A 16351-nucleotide genomic window follows, 5' to 3' on the forward strand; every position below is an offset into this window, starting at 1 on the left:
CGCTACCGCCAACGCACAGCCAATCTGCGCAACGTGTCCAACCGTACTTACGCTTATCGTAGCATGGATTGTTGCGCTATGCACTGCGCCCCAACCCTTGTAAAGAGAACGCGGCAGCGCAGTAACCGCATGCGATGAGCCGTGTATGCACTATCACGGTATTCATCGCCAGCGCACTCTCGTCAAGACACCTACGCCCAACTACAGAAAATTCTTCGCTCGATACCCCAACCATCCCAACGCCGCCGGATCATCGCGCCAGTTCGAGCGCACCTTGACCCACAAATCGAGAAAGACGGGCCGGCCGAGCATCCGCTCAATCGAGGCGCGGGCAGCGCTGCCGATCTTCTTCAGCATACCACCACCGGCGCCGATCAGGATGCCCTTTTGGCTCTCTTTTTCGACATTAATCGTCATGCGAATGTAGGTAGCCGTCTCCTTCTCGATCCACTCCTCCACCTCAATCGCGATCGCGTGTGGCACCTCTTGTTGCAGGTAGAAGAGCGCCTTTTCGCGCACAAACTCGGCGGCCAGTTGCTGCTCGTTTTGGTCGGTGATCTGGTCAAGCGGGTAGAGCGGCGGACCTGCCGGCAAGCGCGCGCTAATCTCGCTCAGCAACGCAGCCAACCCCAGCCGGCGGTAAGCCGAGATCGCAATTTCCATTTCCCACTCACCCAATTCGCGGTAAGCGGGCAAATAATCAGCGCCGGGCTGGCGCGGCTTCTGGTCGACTTTGTTGAGCACCAGCAGCTTATGCCCGCGCGCGCGCTGCACCTGCTGCGCAATCATGCGATCGAGTTTGCTCGGCGGCTGGCTGATGTCAACCATAAAGCAGATCACATCGGCATTGGGCAAGGTGCGTTCGGCCAATTCGACCATCAGCTTGCCCAGCCGGTGATCCGGCTCATGAATACCGGGCGTGTCAATGAAGATGATCTGTTCACCCGGACGGGTGAGGATGCCACGCACCGGCACTCGCGTGGTTTGCGGGCGCGGCGAGACAATTGCTACCTTTTCCCCCAGCAACGCATTGAGCAGCGTGCTCTTACCGACATTCGGCTTACCGACCAGCGCAACGAAGCCGGAACGCCACTGCTCAGGCGGGATGACAGCTAGCTCCGGCGGCACGGCTTCCTCGGCTGTCGCCTCATCCATAGTTGCTGGTGTCCCAAACACCACTGGCCCTTCGCCAGCCACCGGCTCATCGTCGAACGGCACCAGCAGCGGGGCCAGCCGGGCCAAGCGTTCCGGCGTGCGCCACTCGTCAGGTAACATCAGCTCGACACCGACCACCAGATCACCGGCGTCGAGATCGAGCACCACCGTTTCGTCCAGCTCTACCACCTCAGCCGGCTCTTCATCAGCCATACGGATGTAGAGGTGGCCGTATTGGCCATCGAGCCAATTGTATGGCCCATCCAGCGCCAGCTCGAGCTGGCTGAGAATCACCTCATCGTCAAGATCGATCCGACAGCCGAAGATCGCGCCCTGCGTATCGAGCAGCAGATGGGCGGGGTATTCCATCATCCCCGCCACCTGCCCCGTTTCCAGATCGAGAAAGTAGAAGTACAGCGTGCCGGCGTCGTTATCAAGCGAACAATACTTCATCGCGTCACCCTTGTGAACCGAGCGCCACTTCGCCGGTCGCCGGTTCGGGTTGGGCCGTTACCATCGGATGATCGGCGTCACATGGCGGTTCGGGCTGATCGGTCAACTTCCGGTAGATATAACTGAGCAAAATCCGGATCACAGCCGCAATCGGGATCGAGATAAACAGACCAAACGCACCGGCTAGCGCGCCGCCGGCCAAAATGGCAAAAATCACCACTCCCGGATGCAGGCGCACTAGCGGCCCCATGACATTGGGAATGATGAAATGGTCTTCGATCTGGCGCAAGACAAAATAGATGATGCCAATCAACACCGCTAGCGCCACATTCGAGAGCCCAAACGGTGTCACCGGCTGGAACAACGCCACCGTCATGGCAATCCCAGCCGCCGACCACGGCCCGATAATCGGCAAAATTTCGAGCACGCCAGAGGCGACCGCAATCACCAGTGCATACGGCACCTGCAAAATCGAGAGCGGGATGTAGAGCAGCACCGACATAATCACGATCAAAATCAATTGGCCGCGAATATAGGCACTGAACACCCGATCGATTTGAGAACCAAGCTGGCCAATCTCGCGCCGGTACGGGGCCGGAATCAGATGACGCGCCCATGCCTTCAATTGCGGCGCTTGTAAGAGCAGATAAAACGTAATAATCAAATACACCAACAGATAAATCACACTTTCGAGGGCCGAAAAGACAATCTTGGGCACATTGCCGCTCAACCAGCCGGCCACATCGCGCACCAAACTAATGACTTGCGCCTCAAGCGGAGCGAGGCTAATCACGACATCGCCAACGTTCACCAACTGATTCTGCTCAAAGAAGATCGTCAACTCACGAATAATCGCCGGCGCATTAGCAGCCAAATCACGGCTCTGCTGCACAATTCGCGGCCACAGCGCGGTAAACAGGCTATAGAGCGCAAACCCGGCCACAATATACAGCACAACAATCCAGATTGCACGCCCGATCCGGGTGCGGCGATACAACCAGCCAATCAACGGATTAAACAAATACGCGGTAATAATCGCGCCGATAAACGGCGGCAAAATATGGGTTACTTCCATCAACAACAAAATTGCCAGCGCCACTACGATGGCGCTGCTGATCCATTTGGCTTGGTACGAAAACCGGATTGGGCGCGATTCGGCATCCATGGCGATTTCCTAGACGACGCAAGCTTGCACGAACATAGCAGCACTGCCTACGACATGAAACAGGCGAACGAATCACAGCATCGGTGATTCGTCGCCCTTCATTATAACGGTAACGGCGAACGACGCCTAGCGGTTCGGATGGCTATCGGGCGCGCGGCGAAGCGGCACATCGGCCTTGAGCAGATCGTGGGCTTCGCCCCGGCTGAGCGTCACCTCGATCTGTTCGGCATCGATCGCCGGCAAATAGCGCTTCAACACTTCCGCCAGATCGGCTTTCATCTGCGCCATCATTTCAGGCGTTAATTTATAGCGGTCGTCGATCAGCACCGTCAACAGCCGTTGCTTGGCCAGTTCGGCGCTCGAGTCACGTTTTCGACCGAAAAGGCCGTTCAGAAACGACACAGGCTCTCCTTTCCGCTATGTCCGCCGCCGCCCGAACAAGCCGAGCAGCCGTTCAAGCATCCCCTGCTGATCAGGGATCGCCATTACCGGCACATCTTCGCCGGCTAAGCGTTGGGCGATATTGACATAGGCGCGCCCGGCGAGCGAATTGGGGTCGTAGACCGCCGCCTCACCGCGGTTGGTCGCAATCACAATCGTCTCGTCTTCAGGAACAATGCCGAGCAGCGAGATGGCCAACAATTCCAGCACATCTTCCACTGACAGCATCTCGCCCCGGCTAACAAGGCGCGGCTTGATCCGGTTAATCACCAACGAGGGCGGGCCTTTCTCAGCCGCTTCCACCAGCCCGACAATCCGATCGGCATCGCGCACCGCCGACACTTCAGGCGTGGTAACGATAATGACCTCATCGGCGCCAGCGATCGCATTGCGGAAACCGGATTCGATCCCCGCCGGGCTATCGATCAGCACAAAATCAAAATCATGGCGCAGTTGGTTGGTCAGATCGATCATCTGCTGCGCATTCACCGCGTCTTTATCCCGCGTCTGCGCGGCGGGCAACAGGCACAATTCCGGCAACCGCTTATCTTTAATCAACGCCTGCCGCAACCGTGCCCGGCCCTCGACCACATCCACCAGATCGTAGACGATGCGGTTTTCGAGCCCCATCACTACGTCAAGGTTTCGCAGGCCAATATCGGCATCTACCACCGCGACGCGCGCCCCGCGCATCGCCAGCGCCGTGCCTAGATTTGCAGTGGTCGTCGTCTTGCCAACGCCCCCTTTGCCCGAAGTGACGGTAATGACTCGCCCCATAGCACCCCGCTAACGCTTGAACGATTCCCATCCATCAACCACGATCTCGCCGGCCACCACCCGCGCAAACTCTGGACGGCTCACCTTATCGCGATCAGGCGCACGCGCAATCAGATCGGCAATCCGTAACTGGGTCGGCGTCAATTCGAGCGCGCAGATAATCGCATTCTGATCACCGAGCGCACCGGCATGCACCAACCCGCGCAACCGGCCCCAAACGACCACGCTCCCGCCGGCAATCACTTCGGCCCCCGGATTGACATCGCCGATCAAGGTAATATGGCCAGTATGGCGCAGCACCTGCCCCGAACGCAACGTGCGCATAACCATGAGTGCTTCAGCCTCAATTGCCGGCATCGGTTCGGTGTAGCGCGGCAACGGGCGCGCCGCCAACCCCACCGCTCGCGCCGCCGCCCGCGTGGCCCGCTCCGACGAATCGATCGCGGCGGCCTGCACCCCATGCTGGCGAATTAACGCTAACATCTCGTCGAGCTGCGCCGGCGACACCTCACGCTCACCCAGATCGATCACCAAGCTGGCGCCATGAAAAAAGCCGCGCCGTTCGCCCAAATGGTGGTCAAGCCGGCTGAGCAATTCCGGCCATGCAGCGTTGGCGTCTAAACGAAGCCGTAGCCCGTCACGGCTGCCTTTTATCGTGATCAAGTCGCTCATGGCTATACTACCAATATAGAACGCATGATTGTGAGAAATTATAGCATAGCTAGCGCGTGTTGTCGCGCTCTTGCGCGGGGATTTCGCTTACAGCATGCAGAGAAGAGAGGCGTGGTCATGGATAATGCTACTACAAGCGGACAATCCCATAACAGGCAATGATGATGCCGAACCAGATAACCTTTCCCCAAACCGAACTCGCTGCTTTCTGTCGCCGCTATCAGGTACGCCGGTTGTCGCTCTTTGGCTCGGCGCTTCGCAAAGAATTCCGGCCGAATAGCGATATCGATCTGCTGGTCGAATTCGAGCCGGATGCAGCGATAGGCTTCCTTACCCTCAGCCAGATGGCACGCGAATTGGCTGCCCTGATCGGCAGACCCGTTGATCTCGTGCCTCGCAGTGGTTTGAAGCCGTTGCTGCGTGAGACGATCCTGCGCGAGGAGCAGGTTATCTATGCGGTGTAAGCTGTCATTGCGAGCCGCCATCGGCGGCGAAGCAATCTCCTACCCAAGAGGGATCCACATCTTACGCTGCGTGCTTCCACCCTTCACCCAATAGCTTGCTTCGGGTCCTCTTGGGTATAAGTACATTTTATTGAGACAAAAACCGAACAGTTTGGATTAATAGCGCCACCTTCCTACCCCGCCCTGCCCGGCGGGATTCCTTTTCTGCTCCATATCGTATATAATATCAATGTTGATTGATATAAATCAGGAGGGCGCTATGGCGGTGCGGGTTGGGATCAACGGTTTTGGCCGGATCGGGCGGTTAGCGTTGCGGGCGGCGTGGGGATGGCCGGAATTGGAGTTTGCCCATATCAACGAGATCGGTGGCGATGCATCGGTAGCGGCTCATCTCTTAACGTTTGACTCGGCGCATGGGCGCTGGTCGCATGAGGTACACGGTGAGGGTGATCGGTTGGTTATCGATGGTCGTGCTATTGGCTATAGCCAGATCAAGGACCCGGCGGCGGTGCCGTGGGCAGCCGCCGGGGTTGAGATCGTGCTGGAGGCAACGGGGAAGTTTCGCAGCTCTGAACAGTTAGCAGCTTACTTCGCTGCCGGTGTGAAGAAGGTGATTGTGGCTGCACCGGTGAAGGGCGAAGCGCTTAATGTAGTGATGGGGGTGAATGATCACCGGTATGACCCGACGCGCCATCATCTGCTGACTGCGGCCTCTTGTACAACCAACTGCCTGGCGCCGATTGTGAACGTCATTCACGAGGGTATTGGCATTCGCCACGGTATGATCACCACCATCCACAGCTCAACCAATACCCAGAGCGTGCATGACCAACCGCATAAAGATTTGCGGCGGGCACGGGCGTCGAGCTTGTCGTTGATACCTACAACCACCGGCTCGGCAACGGCGATTGGGCTGATCTTCCCAGAATTGCAAGGAAAGCTCGATGGGCAAGCGGTGCGGGTACCGCTGCTCAACGCTTCGCTGACTGACTGTGTGTTTGAAGTCACACGACCAACCACCGTAACCGAAGTGAATGACTTGCTTCGGGTGGCTGCCGAAGGCTCGCTGAAGGGTATTTTAGCCTACGAGACGCGCCCACTGGTATCAATCGATTTTCTGACAAATCCGCACTCTGCGATTATCGACTCATTGTGTACCATGGTCACCAATGGCACACAGGTCAAGATCTACGCTTGGTACGATAACGAGTGGGGCTACGCCAACCGGTATGTGGAATTAGCACGAAAGGTGGCAATGGCGCTATGAAACCAGTCCAATCTGCCAGCGTGGCCGTCACCGCCGAACAGCGGCGCGCTGACCGGCGCAATTATCTGTTGGTGACGGCGGCCTACTGGGCCGATACCCTCACCGATGGCGCAATCCGGATGCTGGTGCTGTTCTATTTTGCCCAGCTTGGCTATTCGCCATTTGCGGTCGCATCCCTCTTTCTGTTTTACGAAATCTTTGGCGTGATCACCAATCTGTTCGGCGGTTACCTCGGCGCACGCTTTGGCCTGAAGACGACGCTCTTTCTCGGTTTGGTCACCCAGTTGGTTGCGCTGAGCATGCTGGCATTCGCGCCACCGTCGTTGCTGGTCGTACCTTACGTGATGGCGGCGCAAGCGTTGTCGGGTATCGCCAAAGACCTGACCAAGATGTCGTCGAAGAGCGCGGTGAAACTGGTGGCGGGCGAGGGCGAGGGCCAGCTCTACCGCTGGGTGAGTGTGCTCACCGGCTCGAAGAATGCGATTAAGGGGCTAGGTTTCTTTGTGGGTGCGCTCTTGCTGACCATATTTGGCTTTCAGACCGCATTGCTGATATTAGCGGCACTTGTATTGGCAGCGCTGATCGGCGCCGTCGGTACGATCAGCGGCAATCTGGGGAGGGCGGATAAGAAGGCAAAGTTCAAGCAGATATTTTCGTCCAACCGAGCGGTCAATCTGCTTGCCGCAGCACGGATCTTTTTGTTCGGTGCGCGCGATGTCTGGTTTGTGGTCGGGTTACCGGTCTTCTTTATTACTGTGCTCGGTTGGGATTTTTGGCTAGCCGGTGGGTTTATGGCAGCTTGGACGATTGGCTACGGCTTTGTGCAAGCCGCCACACCGGCACTTATCCGACGGCGTGTAGCCGATGCGCGCGCGCCTGATGGGCGTACTGCGATGTGGTTGGCATTTGCGCTGGCTGCGTTTCCGGCAGCAATTGCTCTGGCGCTTGGCGTTGGTTTTGCGCCGACTGCTGCGGTGGTGATCGGGTTACTCGCGTTTGGTGTTATCTTTGCGCTCAATTCGGCAGTACACAGCTATCTCATTCTGGCCTACGCCGATGATGCGAAAGTAGCGATGAATGTCGGTTTCTATTACATGGCAAACGCACTGGGACGGCTGGCCGGTACCGTCTTGTCGGGTGCGCTGTACCAATGGGGGATGCAGAACGGACTGTACGGTGGTCTCATTACGTGCCTCTGGGCTTCGGCGGGATTTGTGCTCATGGCCGGGTTACTTTCGATCCGGTTGCCGGCCCCGACGCGCGTCGTGACCGGTGAGTGGAAAATTGCGAGTGAATAGGTCGTTCATAACGGGAACATGATGACCGAACGCACAGCCGACACAGAAGACCTATGAGCCGGCATTATGCGCGGTGGCAAGTGCTCGATCACGCACCAGCGCACAGACACAATCTTCCCACAGCGTCGCGTTCCGGTTACCCTGCTGACGAAGCGCGATCAGCAAACTGTGTAATGCCTGCAAATCGGCGATACGTCGTTCAATTACGGTGATATGTTGATCGAGTGTATCTATCATCTCGGGACAAGGTACTTCACCGTGATCGCTGAGAGCGAGGATCGCGGCAATTTCACGTAATGAGAGATCAAGGCTACGTGCACCAACGATAAAGCGCAGCCGTTCGACATCGGCTTGGGTATAGCAACGGTAGTTATTTTCGGCACGTTGCGGCGGTGGTAGCAAACCAATCTGCTCATAGTAGCGGATGGTCTTAGGCGATACGCCGGTCTGACGCGCTAGATCACGAATGTGCATACCGTTTCCTTATCGTAAGGACTTCACGAAAACAACCTTACCGTTCTACCTAGCTCATCTTATCACAACCCCAGAGAGTTATCACATCGCAACGATTACTGTTATAATCTCTTAACGAACATATTCAAAAAATCGTATATCATAGCAACTATGAAGAACACAACCGCCGCCAAACAAGCTCACCTGTTCAAAGCGCTGATGCATCCCGTTCGGATACAAATCCTCGAGATCCTCCGGCAGGGTGAGGCGTGCGTATGCCATATCGAAGCAGTGCTCGGCCTACGCCAAGCGTATGTATCGCAGCAGTTAGCCGTCTTACGTAAAGCCGGCCTGATCGGCGACCGGCGCGATGGACCGAATATCTATTATCGGATCATCCACCGTGAGGTGCTCGACCTCCTCGATATGGCGCGCAACCTCGTCGGCGAAGGCGAGCCGTGGCAACCAAATTCGGCGGGGTGTTCGTGTCCGCAATGTACACCTCATTTTATCATCTTGGAACAGGGAGTGAAACCATGGTCGATGTGAAGGTACTTGGTCCCGGTTGTCCCAACTGCCAAAAGCTGGAAGCGCGTGTTCGCAACGTGATTCAGCGCTACCAACTAGAAGCGTCTATCGAGAAAGTGACCGACTACGCACAAATCATGCGCTGGAATGTGATGCGTACTCCGGGGTTAGTCGTCAATGATGTATTAGTCGCCGCCGGTCGCATTCCCTCGGAAGAGGAGATTGCCGACTGGTTGAAGCAGTAGTATCCGCAGTTAGAATTGGCTTTGCAGGTACAATGAGTGGGCGGTTACGCCCAATTTCTTCCGACCGGATATGCAAAAATTTGCATATCCGGTGAAAATCTACCGATGAGGACAATAGCAATGGAACAGACCCTTACCAAAACCTCTCGTCAATCTGACAACCGTGCGTGGCTGATCGTCGTTGGTATAGCAATCATCTGGCTCATCGCGTACAACGCAATCCAGCCTTTAGCCAACTGGCTAACGTATGATCTACTTGGTTTAGCCGAAGATTCGCATTTGGGTGAGTCGGTCGCCTTTTTCCTTTATGATGTACCGAAGATTCTCTTGCTCTTGAGCGGGATGATCTTTGTGATCAGCACCTTACGCTCGTTCTTTAGCCCTGAACGCACGCGGATGCTGCTCGGTGGCAAGCGCGAGGGGATCGGCAATCTGCTGGCTGCCGGTTTAGGAGTCCTGACTCCCTTCTGCTCATGCTCGGCAGTACCTTTGTTCATCGGCTTTGTTGAAGCCGGTATTCCGCTTGGTGTAACCTTCTCGTTCTTGATCGCTGCACCAATGGTAAACGAAGTAGCACTGGTGATGCTGTTCGGGATGTTCGGTTGGCGCGTAGCAATGCTCTATCTCGTAGCCGGAATGACTGTGGCAGTGGTGGCCGGTCTGGTGATCGGACGGCTGAAGATGGAGCGATTCGTAGAAGATTTTGTCTGGCAGATTCGTGGTGGTACCGGTGAGATTGCCATCGAAAACCCGACTTGGACTGAACGGTTCAGGCTCGCTTGGGAGAACACACGCGATATTGTCGGCAAAGTATGGCTCTATGTTGTCATCGGTATTGCTATCGGTGCTGGCATTCACGGCTACGTACCTGAAGATGCATTGGCCGGCATTCTAGGCCGCGATGCATGGTGGTCGGTACCGGTAGGCGTCATCTTAGGTGTACCGCTGTACTCGAATGCTGCCGGCATCATTCCGGTGGTGCAGGCCCTCATGGCAAAAGGGGCTGCGCTGGGGACGGTGCTCGCATTTATGATGGCGGTGGTAGCGCTCAGTTTGCCGGAGATGATCATTCTCCGCCGCGTACTCAAACTACAGCTCATTGTCGTGTTTATCGGAGTCGTCGCCGGTGGTATTGTGATGGTGGGCTACCTGTTCAATCTGATAATGTGAGGGAGGGTGGCCGCACGTACCGCGGAGGATGTCCACAGCACGGGAGGAAGGGGCCGGTTATGTTGTTGTACCCCATTCTGACCAGCGTGCTCTTCGGCCTGCCATTTCCCGCAGGGAGTGATGGGGTTAGGGGTTGTCTTTATCGCTACGCCGGTACTTGGCCTATTTGGGTTCGACCTCAAGCACGAGATTATGCCGCTCTCACAGTAGCTGAACGGCATCACCGTGATTACCGGTACGATCACGCTGGCGCGTAAGGGAATGGTAGACTAGCGTACAGCCATTCCCTTTGCTCCTCATCACTACCGTCGTTGCCCCAATTGGTGTGTGGTTACTGCAATTTGTAGCAACGACCACCGTTTGGTGGATATATGCCGGTGTGCTATTCTTTCTCGCCTATCGGATGGCGTTTCCACCAGTACAAGACGACTCCGCATCACAACACATCGATGATCGGATCGCATACGGATCAAAGCCGGCATAGCGAGCACAGCTATCGGCATCTTCGCCAGCTTCCTTGGCGTCGGTCTAGGCTTTCTGACGATGCCAACATTGGTACTTCTCGGTTATACGGCGCGGATTGCTATCACAACTAATGCCATGATCGTCACGCTACCTTCTTTTTCGGCTTTTGCCACGCATCTGCTCAATGCACGTTTTGATTGGTGGTTGCTAATTCCGACCTCAGTTGCGTCTGTATTAGGAGCACAAGCCGGTGCTGCATTTATGGCTCGGCGGGTGAAGAGCTTGACACTGACGCGCATTTTTGCAGGAGCATTGGTATTGTTGGCGTTACAACGGGCTTGGATTCTCATCATGGGAGAACATCTGGCACCAGCCGATACACACACGGCACCGTTTTACAGCAGTAGAGCAGTGCTCTATCGCTGTAGACTATTTACCGATAGTTAACATCTTTATTCTAACACGCCGCCGTACCACGTGATATGCTCGATTTATCACAAAGAATGCAACGAGGTCACGATGGTACGACAGATCAGATGGCTCATCCTTACCCTTCTTTTCATCGGTGCTTGCGGCAACAACCCATCAGCGCCGATTATTAGTCTCAACAACTTACAGCCACTACCGGCACCGACACCGGTGACATCACCGCCACTACGAGTATCGGTAGCATCGGTGGTTTCACCGCAAGGCACCGTGCAGAGTTATCAACCGCTGCTTGACTACCTCAGCGCCCACCTCGGACGGCAGGTCGTGATCGTCCAACGCCGAACATACAGTGAGACGAATGAATTGATCGGGCGCAACGAGGTCGACATCGCATTTGTCTGCACTAGTGCCTACATTGACGGGCGTGATCGCTATGGGATGCAGCTTCTGGTTGCACCTCAGGTCAACGGCGAAACCGTCTATCACTCGCTGTTGATTGTACCGGCCCATAGTGCAGCGCGCTCCATGGCGGATCTACGGGGGAAGACCTTTGCCTTTACTGACCCCACTTCTTTCAGTGGACGGGTATATCCGACGGCACTGGTGCAGCAGCTTGGCGCCACACCGGAGCGCTTTTTCCACAACACCTTCTTCACTTACAGCCACGATACTGCGATTGAAGCGGTAGCCAATGGTTTAGCCGACGGTGCAGCCGTCGATAGTCTGGTATTCAATTTTGCCATAGCGCGCAATCCGACTCTCGCCGACGCTGTAAAGGTCATTCACACCTCGCCACCATTCGGCATCCCACCAGTAGTGACGGCCTCAGGCGTGCGTCCGCAACTCCGCGCCGAGTTGCAAACTATTTTGCTCGGTATGGCCGACGATCCATCATCGCTGGCTCAAACTGCGTTAGCGGTACTTGGCATTGAGCGCTTTGTCATGATCGACGATGCCGCCTACGCGAGTGCGCGGCTATTACGCTCACAGGTAGGAGACTTAGTGCCATGAACCCAACCGTGCTTCGCCACTACGCTACGGATGTTATAGACGCAATCTGGCATGTGATCGGTGCAGTCAATATTCGAGCCAAGATTCTGGGGATCGTGCTGGGATTAGTGACTCTCATGGGGATTGTGGTGACGATTGAGGTCCGATTACTGCTGGAACATACACTTACGAATCAAGCTTACGAACGTTCGACGGCCATTGCGCGCGATGTAGCTGCCCGCGCAACTGATTTGGTGCTCATGCGCGACTACTACGGTCTCTTTCGTCTGCTCCGCGACACGCAAGTCAACAATCCCGATCTGCGCTATGCCTTCGTGATGGATAGCGAAGGGACAATTATCGCTCACACCTTTGGAGCCGGCTTCCCGCCGAACCTGCGCGACGCCAATACGGTAACGGCCAATGAGCACCACCGGAGCGTATTGCTAACCACCGACGAGGGCGAGATCTGGGATACAGCCGTGCCAATCTTCGACGGACGCGCAGGAATCGCGCGCGTCGGCTTGTCATTGGTAACACGTGAACAGACGGTTGCCGCAATGACCGGACAGTTGCTCCTCACAACGATGATGGTGGCGGCTGTGGGTATTACCGCGGCAGCCTTATTGACATGGATTCTCACCCGCCCAATTCTCCAATTGGTAGAACTAACCCAAGCTGTTGCCCGCGGTGATTTTAACCGGCGAGCCTCACGGTGGGCAAACGACGAATTGGGCGCGTTAATCGAGGCGTTCAATGCGATGAGTGAAGCATTGGCACAAGCTGCACAAGAACGGACCGAGCGTGAACAGATGCAGACTCAGTTCGTTGCCCAAGTTATTGCCGCGCAAGAAGAGGAGCGTAAGCGGATCGCTCGCGAACTCCACGATAGTACTGGTCAGGCGCTCACATCATTGCTGATCGGATTGCGTTCCTTGGCCGAACGCCATCACTCACCCGATATCAATCGCCAAATCAATGACCTGCGGGGCATTGTCGGACAGGTACTGAAAGATCTCCACGGCTTGGCTCGCCAACTACGCCCTAGTGTACTTGATGATCTCGGATTGGCGGCGGCCTTACAACGCTATATAGCTGAGTGTCGCGCACGTAGTGGTCTTATCATCGACCTAACTCTACCCGGTTTAGCCGATAGCCGCCTCGATCCGGTTTTGGAAACGGCCTTGTACCGAATCGTCCAAGAGGCCTTAACCAACGTGATTCGTCACGCCAATGCGACCACTGCCAGTGTAGTAATCGAACGACAATCAGATCAGGTGCGGGCAATTATCGAAGATGACGGTTGTGGGTTTGATCCTAATCGGGTGAGTGGCGATGGTCATTTAGGATTACAGGGGATTCGCGAACGGGCGGCACTACTGAACGGCAGGTTAATCATCGAGTCGACGCCCGGTCATGGGACTACCCTGTACATTGAGCTACCATTGCCGGTCGCAAAGGAGGAGGTTGATGAACACCATTCTGTTGGTCGATGATCATGCAGTATTACGTGCCGGTTTGCGCCTGTTGCTCGATACGCAACCCGATTTGCACGTCATCGGCGAAGCTGAAGATACACGAACCGCCATTATCCAGGCGAGTACGCTCCAACCCAATCTGATCTTACTCGATCTGAGCCTGATGAACAGTAGTGGATTGATCGCCATTCCTGCGCTTCGATCGGCTGCACCCCAGGCCTACATCGTGGTACTGACAATGCACGACGACGAAGGGTATGTACGACAGGCGCTAGCAGCCGGTGCCCATGGCTACGTCTTGAAACGCGCTGCCGATGCTGAATTGATCGCTGCGATCCGAGCTGTGCTGCGGGGAGAGCTGTACCTCCATCCCGCATTAACCCGCCAATTGCTTGAGGACCTATTGCCCCACACACCATCGGTTAGCCCCTGGGAAGGGCTGAGTGATCGTGAACGGGAAGTACTGCTGTTGGTGGCGCGTGGCTATACAGGTGCCGAAATCGCTACTCAGTTGAGCCTTAGTCCCAAGACGGTCGAAACCTATCGTACCCGTGGGATGGAGAAGCTAGGTTTACGTTCGCGTGCGGCGCTAGTACAATTTGCGCTCGATCACCATCTCCTGACACCAACGTGAAAAGCCGCAATCTGTCGGGAAAATCCTGACAAATCAGTTGCAAGGAACCGACATTTTCCTGCTACCACTAACACAAAGAACGACTTACCGTATTGTTAGTGACACACTATGTTAGTACGAGGAGCTTGGCCTATGTCCCGTCAACCGATCATTCCCCTCACGCCGGTCAGTCGCCGCAGGGTTCTCGGTACACTGGTAGCCGGGGCAAGTGCGCTCGCATCTGCTTCAGTTCACGCAGCTCTACCGACCGTCCCTGCTAAACCACACCACACGACGGTCAAGATGATGTCACCCGAAGAAGCACTTGCCGCCTATGAAGCCGAAATCGCCCGTCTTCGTGCAGCCAAGATCAACGGTGTTCCAATCGATCATCTGGAGCGGATGCGAGCCGATCTGTTACGTGCACTTGCCAAGCCGGTGAGCGAACGCCGTTGGGTCATGGTCATCGATCTGCGGGCATGTGTAGGCTGTCATGGCTGCACCATCGCCTGTGTCGCCGAAAACAAGCTACCTCCCGGCGTCGTTTACCGTCCGGTGCTCGAAGAGGAGATCGGGCGTTATCCGTATGTCAGCCGTCGCTTTATTCCGCGACCCTGTATGCAGTGCGACAACCCACCCTGTACCGGGGTTTGTCCGGTTGCAGCCACATTCACGAATGAGCATGGGGTTGTCGAAGTGAATTACGAACAGTGCATTGGCTGTCGAGCCTGCATTGCCGCTTGTCCCTACGGTGCACGCACGTTTGATTTTGGCTATACCTACACAGCCGATAGCCCTGCGCCTGGGGCGGTTTTCGGCGATGAACGGGCCGTCCAGTACGAACAAGTCAGCACCTTTGAGAATGGCGAGGTTCGTGAACGCCGCAACCTGCACGATTCGCCGGTCGGTAATGTACGCAAGTGTCACTTCTGCCTGCACCGTGTGCTCAACGGTCAATTGCCGGCCTGTGTCACGACCTGCATTGGGCGGGCGACGTTCTTCGGTGATGCGAACGATCCAGAAAGTTTGGTGAGTGAGTTAATTGCCAAACCGAATGTGATGCGCCTAAAAGAAGAGCTTGGTACCGAACCGCGTGTTTATTATTTGCAGTGAGGAGCAGACCTATGCTCAAACGACTTCTCTATCTCGCAGGTGCCTTTGGCCTCCTCATCGGCCTCTGGGGCTTATACGACCGCTTTACATATGGTCACATGCACGCTAACTATGGCTCGTATGTGGTATGGGGATTATGGGTAGCGCTGTACATGTTCTTTGCTGGTGTGGCGACCGGTACGTTCATGTTAGCCACGCTCGATTTGCTATTCGCGTTGCCGCTCTTTCGCGGTACCGGGCGGATGGCATTGTGGGGGTCATTGGTTACGCTACCGGCGGGTCTAGCCGCCATTGGTCTCGATTTAGGACATCTTGATCGAGTCTGGAAAGTCTATGTTCAACCGCAATTCGGCTCGGTGATGGCGCAACTGGTCTGGGGTTACACTATCTTGCTTGGCATCATTATCATCAGCCTCTGGCTTAGCTTGCGCCCACAGCCTTCACGCTGGCTAAAACCGGTCATGGTAGTGGGTTTGCTGCTTGCCATCTTCCTCAGCGGCGGTATCGGCGCACTACTCGGCATCAATCAAAGTCGGATAAGCTGGCATGTGAGCAACTTACCTGCCCAGTTCCCCGTCTTTAATCTCACTTCAGGTGTTGCCCTGATGCTCATTGCCATTGGCTGGTTTGGCCCGCAACACGATCCGCGCCGGCCCCAACAATTGCACGTCCTCTCAATCGCACTGGTCTTGTTGCTGTTGGTGAAAGGATACTACCTCTGGACGGATGTATCACAGGCGTTGTACCAGAACAGTAGCCATAGCGCAGCCGCGATCAATCTGGTCCTTTTCGGTCCTTACGGCTGGGCGTTCTGGTTGCTCCAACTTGGATTCGGCATGTTGTTGCCAATTCTTGTGCTGACCATACCGACGGCCCGTACCGGCTTTACAGCCGGCCTGATGGGTGTATGTGTATTGCTCGGGTTGGTCGTCGCGCGTGCAAATATTATCTTCCCAGCACTGAGTTTACCAGAGTTAAAGGGCCTCGGCGATGCTTTCCACGGGCCGCACTTGAGCTTCACCTACAGCCCAAGCTTGATGGAATGGGCGGTTACTGCCGGTATTGTCGGTGCAGCGACCATCGGTTTCTTGTTCGGTATCGACCGACTCCCACTCTTAAACCGTACTACCCAAACTGTCGGCACGGCTGATTAGGCCAACCGGCAATGACGAGTA

18 protein-coding genes are annotated in these 16351 nt (G+C 55.7%); 12 read left to right on the top strand and 6 right to left on the bottom strand.

What is annotated here, in order from left to right; translation table 11 throughout:
- Positions 1-201: 201 nt before the first annotated feature.
- The 5 genes from era to minC all read right to left on the bottom strand — a co-directional run bounded on the left by era (position 202) and on the right by minC (position 4663).
- On the bottom strand, positions 202-1608 hold the full coding sequence (gene era, locus U9R61_RS16740; protein WP_322489955.1) for a GTPase Era: 1407 nt from the start codon (positions 1606-1608) through the stop codon (positions 202-204).
- A gap of 4 nt (positions 1609-1612) precedes the next feature.
- On the bottom strand, positions 1613-2773 hold the full coding sequence (locus tag U9R61_RS16745) for an AI-2E family transporter (protein ID WP_322489956.1): 1161 nt from the start codon (positions 2771-2773) through the stop codon (positions 1613-1615).
- A gap of 126 nt (positions 2774-2899) precedes the next feature.
- The gene (minE, locus tag U9R61_RS16750) at positions 2900-3175 is read right to left on the bottom strand and encodes a cell division topological specificity factor MinE (RefSeq protein WP_066785746.1); all 276 of its coding nucleotides are present in this window, start codon (positions 3173-3175) and stop codon (positions 2900-2902) included.
- A gap of 15 nt (positions 3176-3190) precedes the next feature.
- The gene (gene minD / locus U9R61_RS16755; protein ID WP_322489957.1) at positions 3191-3991 is read right to left on the bottom strand and encodes a septum site-determining protein MinD; all 801 of its coding nucleotides are present in this window, start codon (positions 3989-3991) and stop codon (positions 3191-3193) included.
- 9 nt (positions 3992-4000) lie between these two features.
- Complete coding sequence (gene minC / locus U9R61_RS16760) at positions 4001-4663, bottom strand: septum site-determining protein MinC (protein ID WP_322489958.1); 663 nt, start codon at positions 4661-4663, stop codon at positions 4001-4003.
- 164 nt (positions 4664-4827) lie between these two features.
- Between minC and U9R61_RS16765 the strand changes: the two genes are divergently transcribed.
- The 3 genes from U9R61_RS16765 (at position 4828) to arsJ (ending at position 7692) form a co-directional block, all read left to right on the top strand.
- Positions 4828-5127, top strand: a complete 300-nt coding sequence (locus U9R61_RS16765) for a nucleotidyltransferase family protein (RefSeq protein ID WP_322489959.1) — start codon at positions 4828-4830, stop codon at positions 5125-5127.
- A 259-nt stretch (positions 5128-5386) separates the two neighbouring features.
- Entirely contained in the window at positions 5387-6394 is a 1008-nt protein-coding gene (locus U9R61_RS16770; RefSeq protein WP_322489960.1) for an ArsJ-associated glyceraldehyde-3-phosphate dehydrogenase, read from the top strand.
- On the top strand, positions 6391-7692 hold the full coding sequence (gene arsJ / locus U9R61_RS16775; protein ID WP_322489961.1) for an organoarsenical effux MFS transporter ArsJ: 1302 nt from the start codon (positions 6391-6393) through the stop codon (positions 7690-7692). Before U9R61_RS16770 ends, arsJ begins: the two co-directional genes overlap by 4 nt.
- Positions 7693-7743: 51 nt before the next feature.
- Here arsJ and U9R61_RS16780 read toward each other — a convergent pair whose 3' ends face one another.
- Positions 7744-8166, bottom strand: a complete 423-nt coding sequence (locus U9R61_RS16780; RefSeq protein ID WP_322489962.1) for a MerR family transcriptional regulator — start codon at positions 8164-8166, stop codon at positions 7744-7746.
- A gap of 150 nt (positions 8167-8316) precedes the next feature.
- Between U9R61_RS16780 and U9R61_RS16785 the strand changes: the two genes are divergently transcribed.
- The 9 genes from U9R61_RS16785 to nrfD all read left to right on the top strand — a co-directional run bounded on the left by U9R61_RS16785 (position 8317) and on the right by nrfD (position 16330).
- A complete protein-coding gene (locus tag U9R61_RS16785; RefSeq protein WP_322489963.1) occupies positions 8317-8694 on the top strand; it encodes a metalloregulator ArsR/SmtB family transcription factor in 378 nt (125 codons plus the stop codon).
- Positions 8682-8918: a thioredoxin family protein gene (locus tag U9R61_RS16790; RefSeq protein WP_322489964.1), complete on the top strand. Its 237-nt coding sequence runs from the start codon at positions 8682-8684 to the stop codon at positions 8916-8918. Before U9R61_RS16785 ends, U9R61_RS16790 begins: the two co-directional genes overlap by 13 nt.
- A gap of 120 nt (positions 8919-9038) precedes the next feature.
- Positions 9039-10088 carry a permease gene (locus tag U9R61_RS16795; protein WP_322489965.1) on the top strand — a complete coding sequence of 350 codons (1050 nt, stop codon included), beginning with the start codon at positions 9039-9041 and terminating at the stop codon, positions 10086-10088.
- 501 nt (positions 10089-10589) lie between these two features.
- Complete coding sequence (locus U9R61_RS16800) at positions 10590-11000, top strand: sulfite exporter TauE/SafE family protein (protein WP_322489988.1); 411 nt, start codon at positions 10590-10592, stop codon at positions 10998-11000.
- A 72-nt stretch (positions 11001-11072) separates the two neighbouring features.
- Entirely contained in the window at positions 11073-11993 is a 921-nt protein-coding gene (phnD, locus tag U9R61_RS16805; RefSeq protein WP_322489966.1) for a phosphate/phosphite/phosphonate ABC transporter substrate-binding protein, read from the top strand.
- A complete protein-coding gene (locus tag U9R61_RS16810) occupies positions 11990-13468 on the top strand; it encodes an ATP-binding protein (RefSeq protein ID WP_322489967.1) in 1479 nt (492 codons plus the stop codon). The genes phnD and U9R61_RS16810 overlap by 4 nt, the downstream gene beginning before the upstream one ends.
- Positions 13443-14084 carry a response regulator transcription factor gene (locus tag U9R61_RS16815; RefSeq protein WP_322489968.1) on the top strand — a complete coding sequence of 214 codons (642 nt, stop codon included), beginning with the start codon at positions 13443-13445 and terminating at the stop codon, positions 14082-14084. The genes U9R61_RS16810 and U9R61_RS16815 overlap by 26 nt, the downstream gene beginning before the upstream one ends.
- Before the next feature lie 132 nt (positions 14085-14216).
- The gene (locus tag U9R61_RS16820) at positions 14217-15176 is read left to right on the top strand and encodes a 4Fe-4S dicluster domain-containing protein (RefSeq protein ID WP_322489969.1); all 960 of its coding nucleotides are present in this window, start codon (positions 14217-14219) and stop codon (positions 15174-15176) included.
- An 11-nt stretch (positions 15177-15187) separates the two neighbouring features.
- The gene (nrfD, locus tag U9R61_RS16825; RefSeq protein WP_322489970.1) at positions 15188-16330 is read left to right on the top strand and encodes an NrfD/PsrC family molybdoenzyme membrane anchor subunit; all 1143 of its coding nucleotides are present in this window, start codon (positions 15188-15190) and stop codon (positions 16328-16330) included.
- Positions 16331-16351 lie beyond the last annotated feature (21 nt).

Origin of the sequence: Chloroflexus sp. (assembly GCF_034431535.1) — a bacterium.
In the GTDB taxonomy this organism is placed as follows: Bacteria; Chloroflexota; Chloroflexia; order Chloroflexales; family Chloroflexaceae; genus Chloroflexus.

Excerpts from the sequence above, each read along its gene's own strand:
- era (WP_322489955.1), bottom strand. The coding sequence starts at position 1,608 with ATGAAGTATTGTTCGCTTGATAACGACGCCGGCACGCTGTACTTCTAC.
- U9R61_RS16745 (WP_322489956.1), bottom strand. The coding sequence starts at position 2,773 with ATGGATGCCGAATCGCGCCCAATCCGGTTTTCGTACCAAGCCAAATGG.
- U9R61_RS16765 (WP_322489959.1), top strand. The coding sequence starts at position 4,828 with ATGCCGAACCAGATAACCTTTCCCCAAACCGAACTCGCTGCTTTCTGT.
- minC (WP_322489958.1), bottom strand. The coding sequence starts at position 4,663 with ATGAGCGACTTGATCACGATAAAAGGCAGCCGTGACGGGCTACGGCTT.
- arsJ (WP_322489961.1), top strand. The coding sequence starts at position 6,391 with ATGAAACCAGTCCAATCTGCCAGCGTGGCCGTCACCGCCGAACAGCGG.
- phnD (WP_322489966.1), top strand. The coding sequence starts at position 11,073 with ATGGTACGACAGATCAGATGGCTCATCCTTACCCTTCTTTTCATCGGT.
- U9R61_RS16790 (WP_322489964.1), top strand. The coding sequence starts at position 8,682 with ATGGTCGATGTGAAGGTACTTGGTCCCGGTTGTCCCAACTGCCAAAAG.
- U9R61_RS16780 (WP_322489962.1), bottom strand. The coding sequence starts at position 8,166 with ATGCACATTCGTGATCTAGCGCGTCAGACCGGCGTATCGCCTAAGACC.
- U9R61_RS16815 (WP_322489968.1), top strand. The coding sequence starts at position 13,443 with ATGAACACCATTCTGTTGGTCGATGATCATGCAGTATTACGTGCCGGT.
- minD (WP_322489957.1), bottom strand. The coding sequence starts at position 3,991 with ATGGGGCGAGTCATTACCGTCACTTCGGGCAAAGGGGGCGTTGGCAAG.
- U9R61_RS16820 (WP_322489969.1), top strand. The coding sequence starts at position 14,217 with ATGTCCCGTCAACCGATCATTCCCCTCACGCCGGTCAGTCGCCGCAGG.
- U9R61_RS16770 (WP_322489960.1), top strand. The coding sequence starts at position 5,387 with ATGGCGGTGCGGGTTGGGATCAACGGTTTTGGCCGGATCGGGCGGTTA.
- nrfD (WP_322489970.1), top strand. The coding sequence starts at position 15,188 with ATGCTCAAACGACTTCTCTATCTCGCAGGTGCCTTTGGCCTCCTCATC.
- U9R61_RS16810 (WP_322489967.1), top strand. The coding sequence starts at position 11,990 with ATGAACCCAACCGTGCTTCGCCACTACGCTACGGATGTTATAGACGCA.
- U9R61_RS16785 (WP_322489963.1), top strand. The coding sequence starts at position 8,317 with ATGAAGAACACAACCGCCGCCAAACAAGCTCACCTGTTCAAAGCGCTG.
- U9R61_RS16795 (WP_322489965.1), top strand. The coding sequence starts at position 9,039 with ATGGAACAGACCCTTACCAAAACCTCTCGTCAATCTGACAACCGTGCG.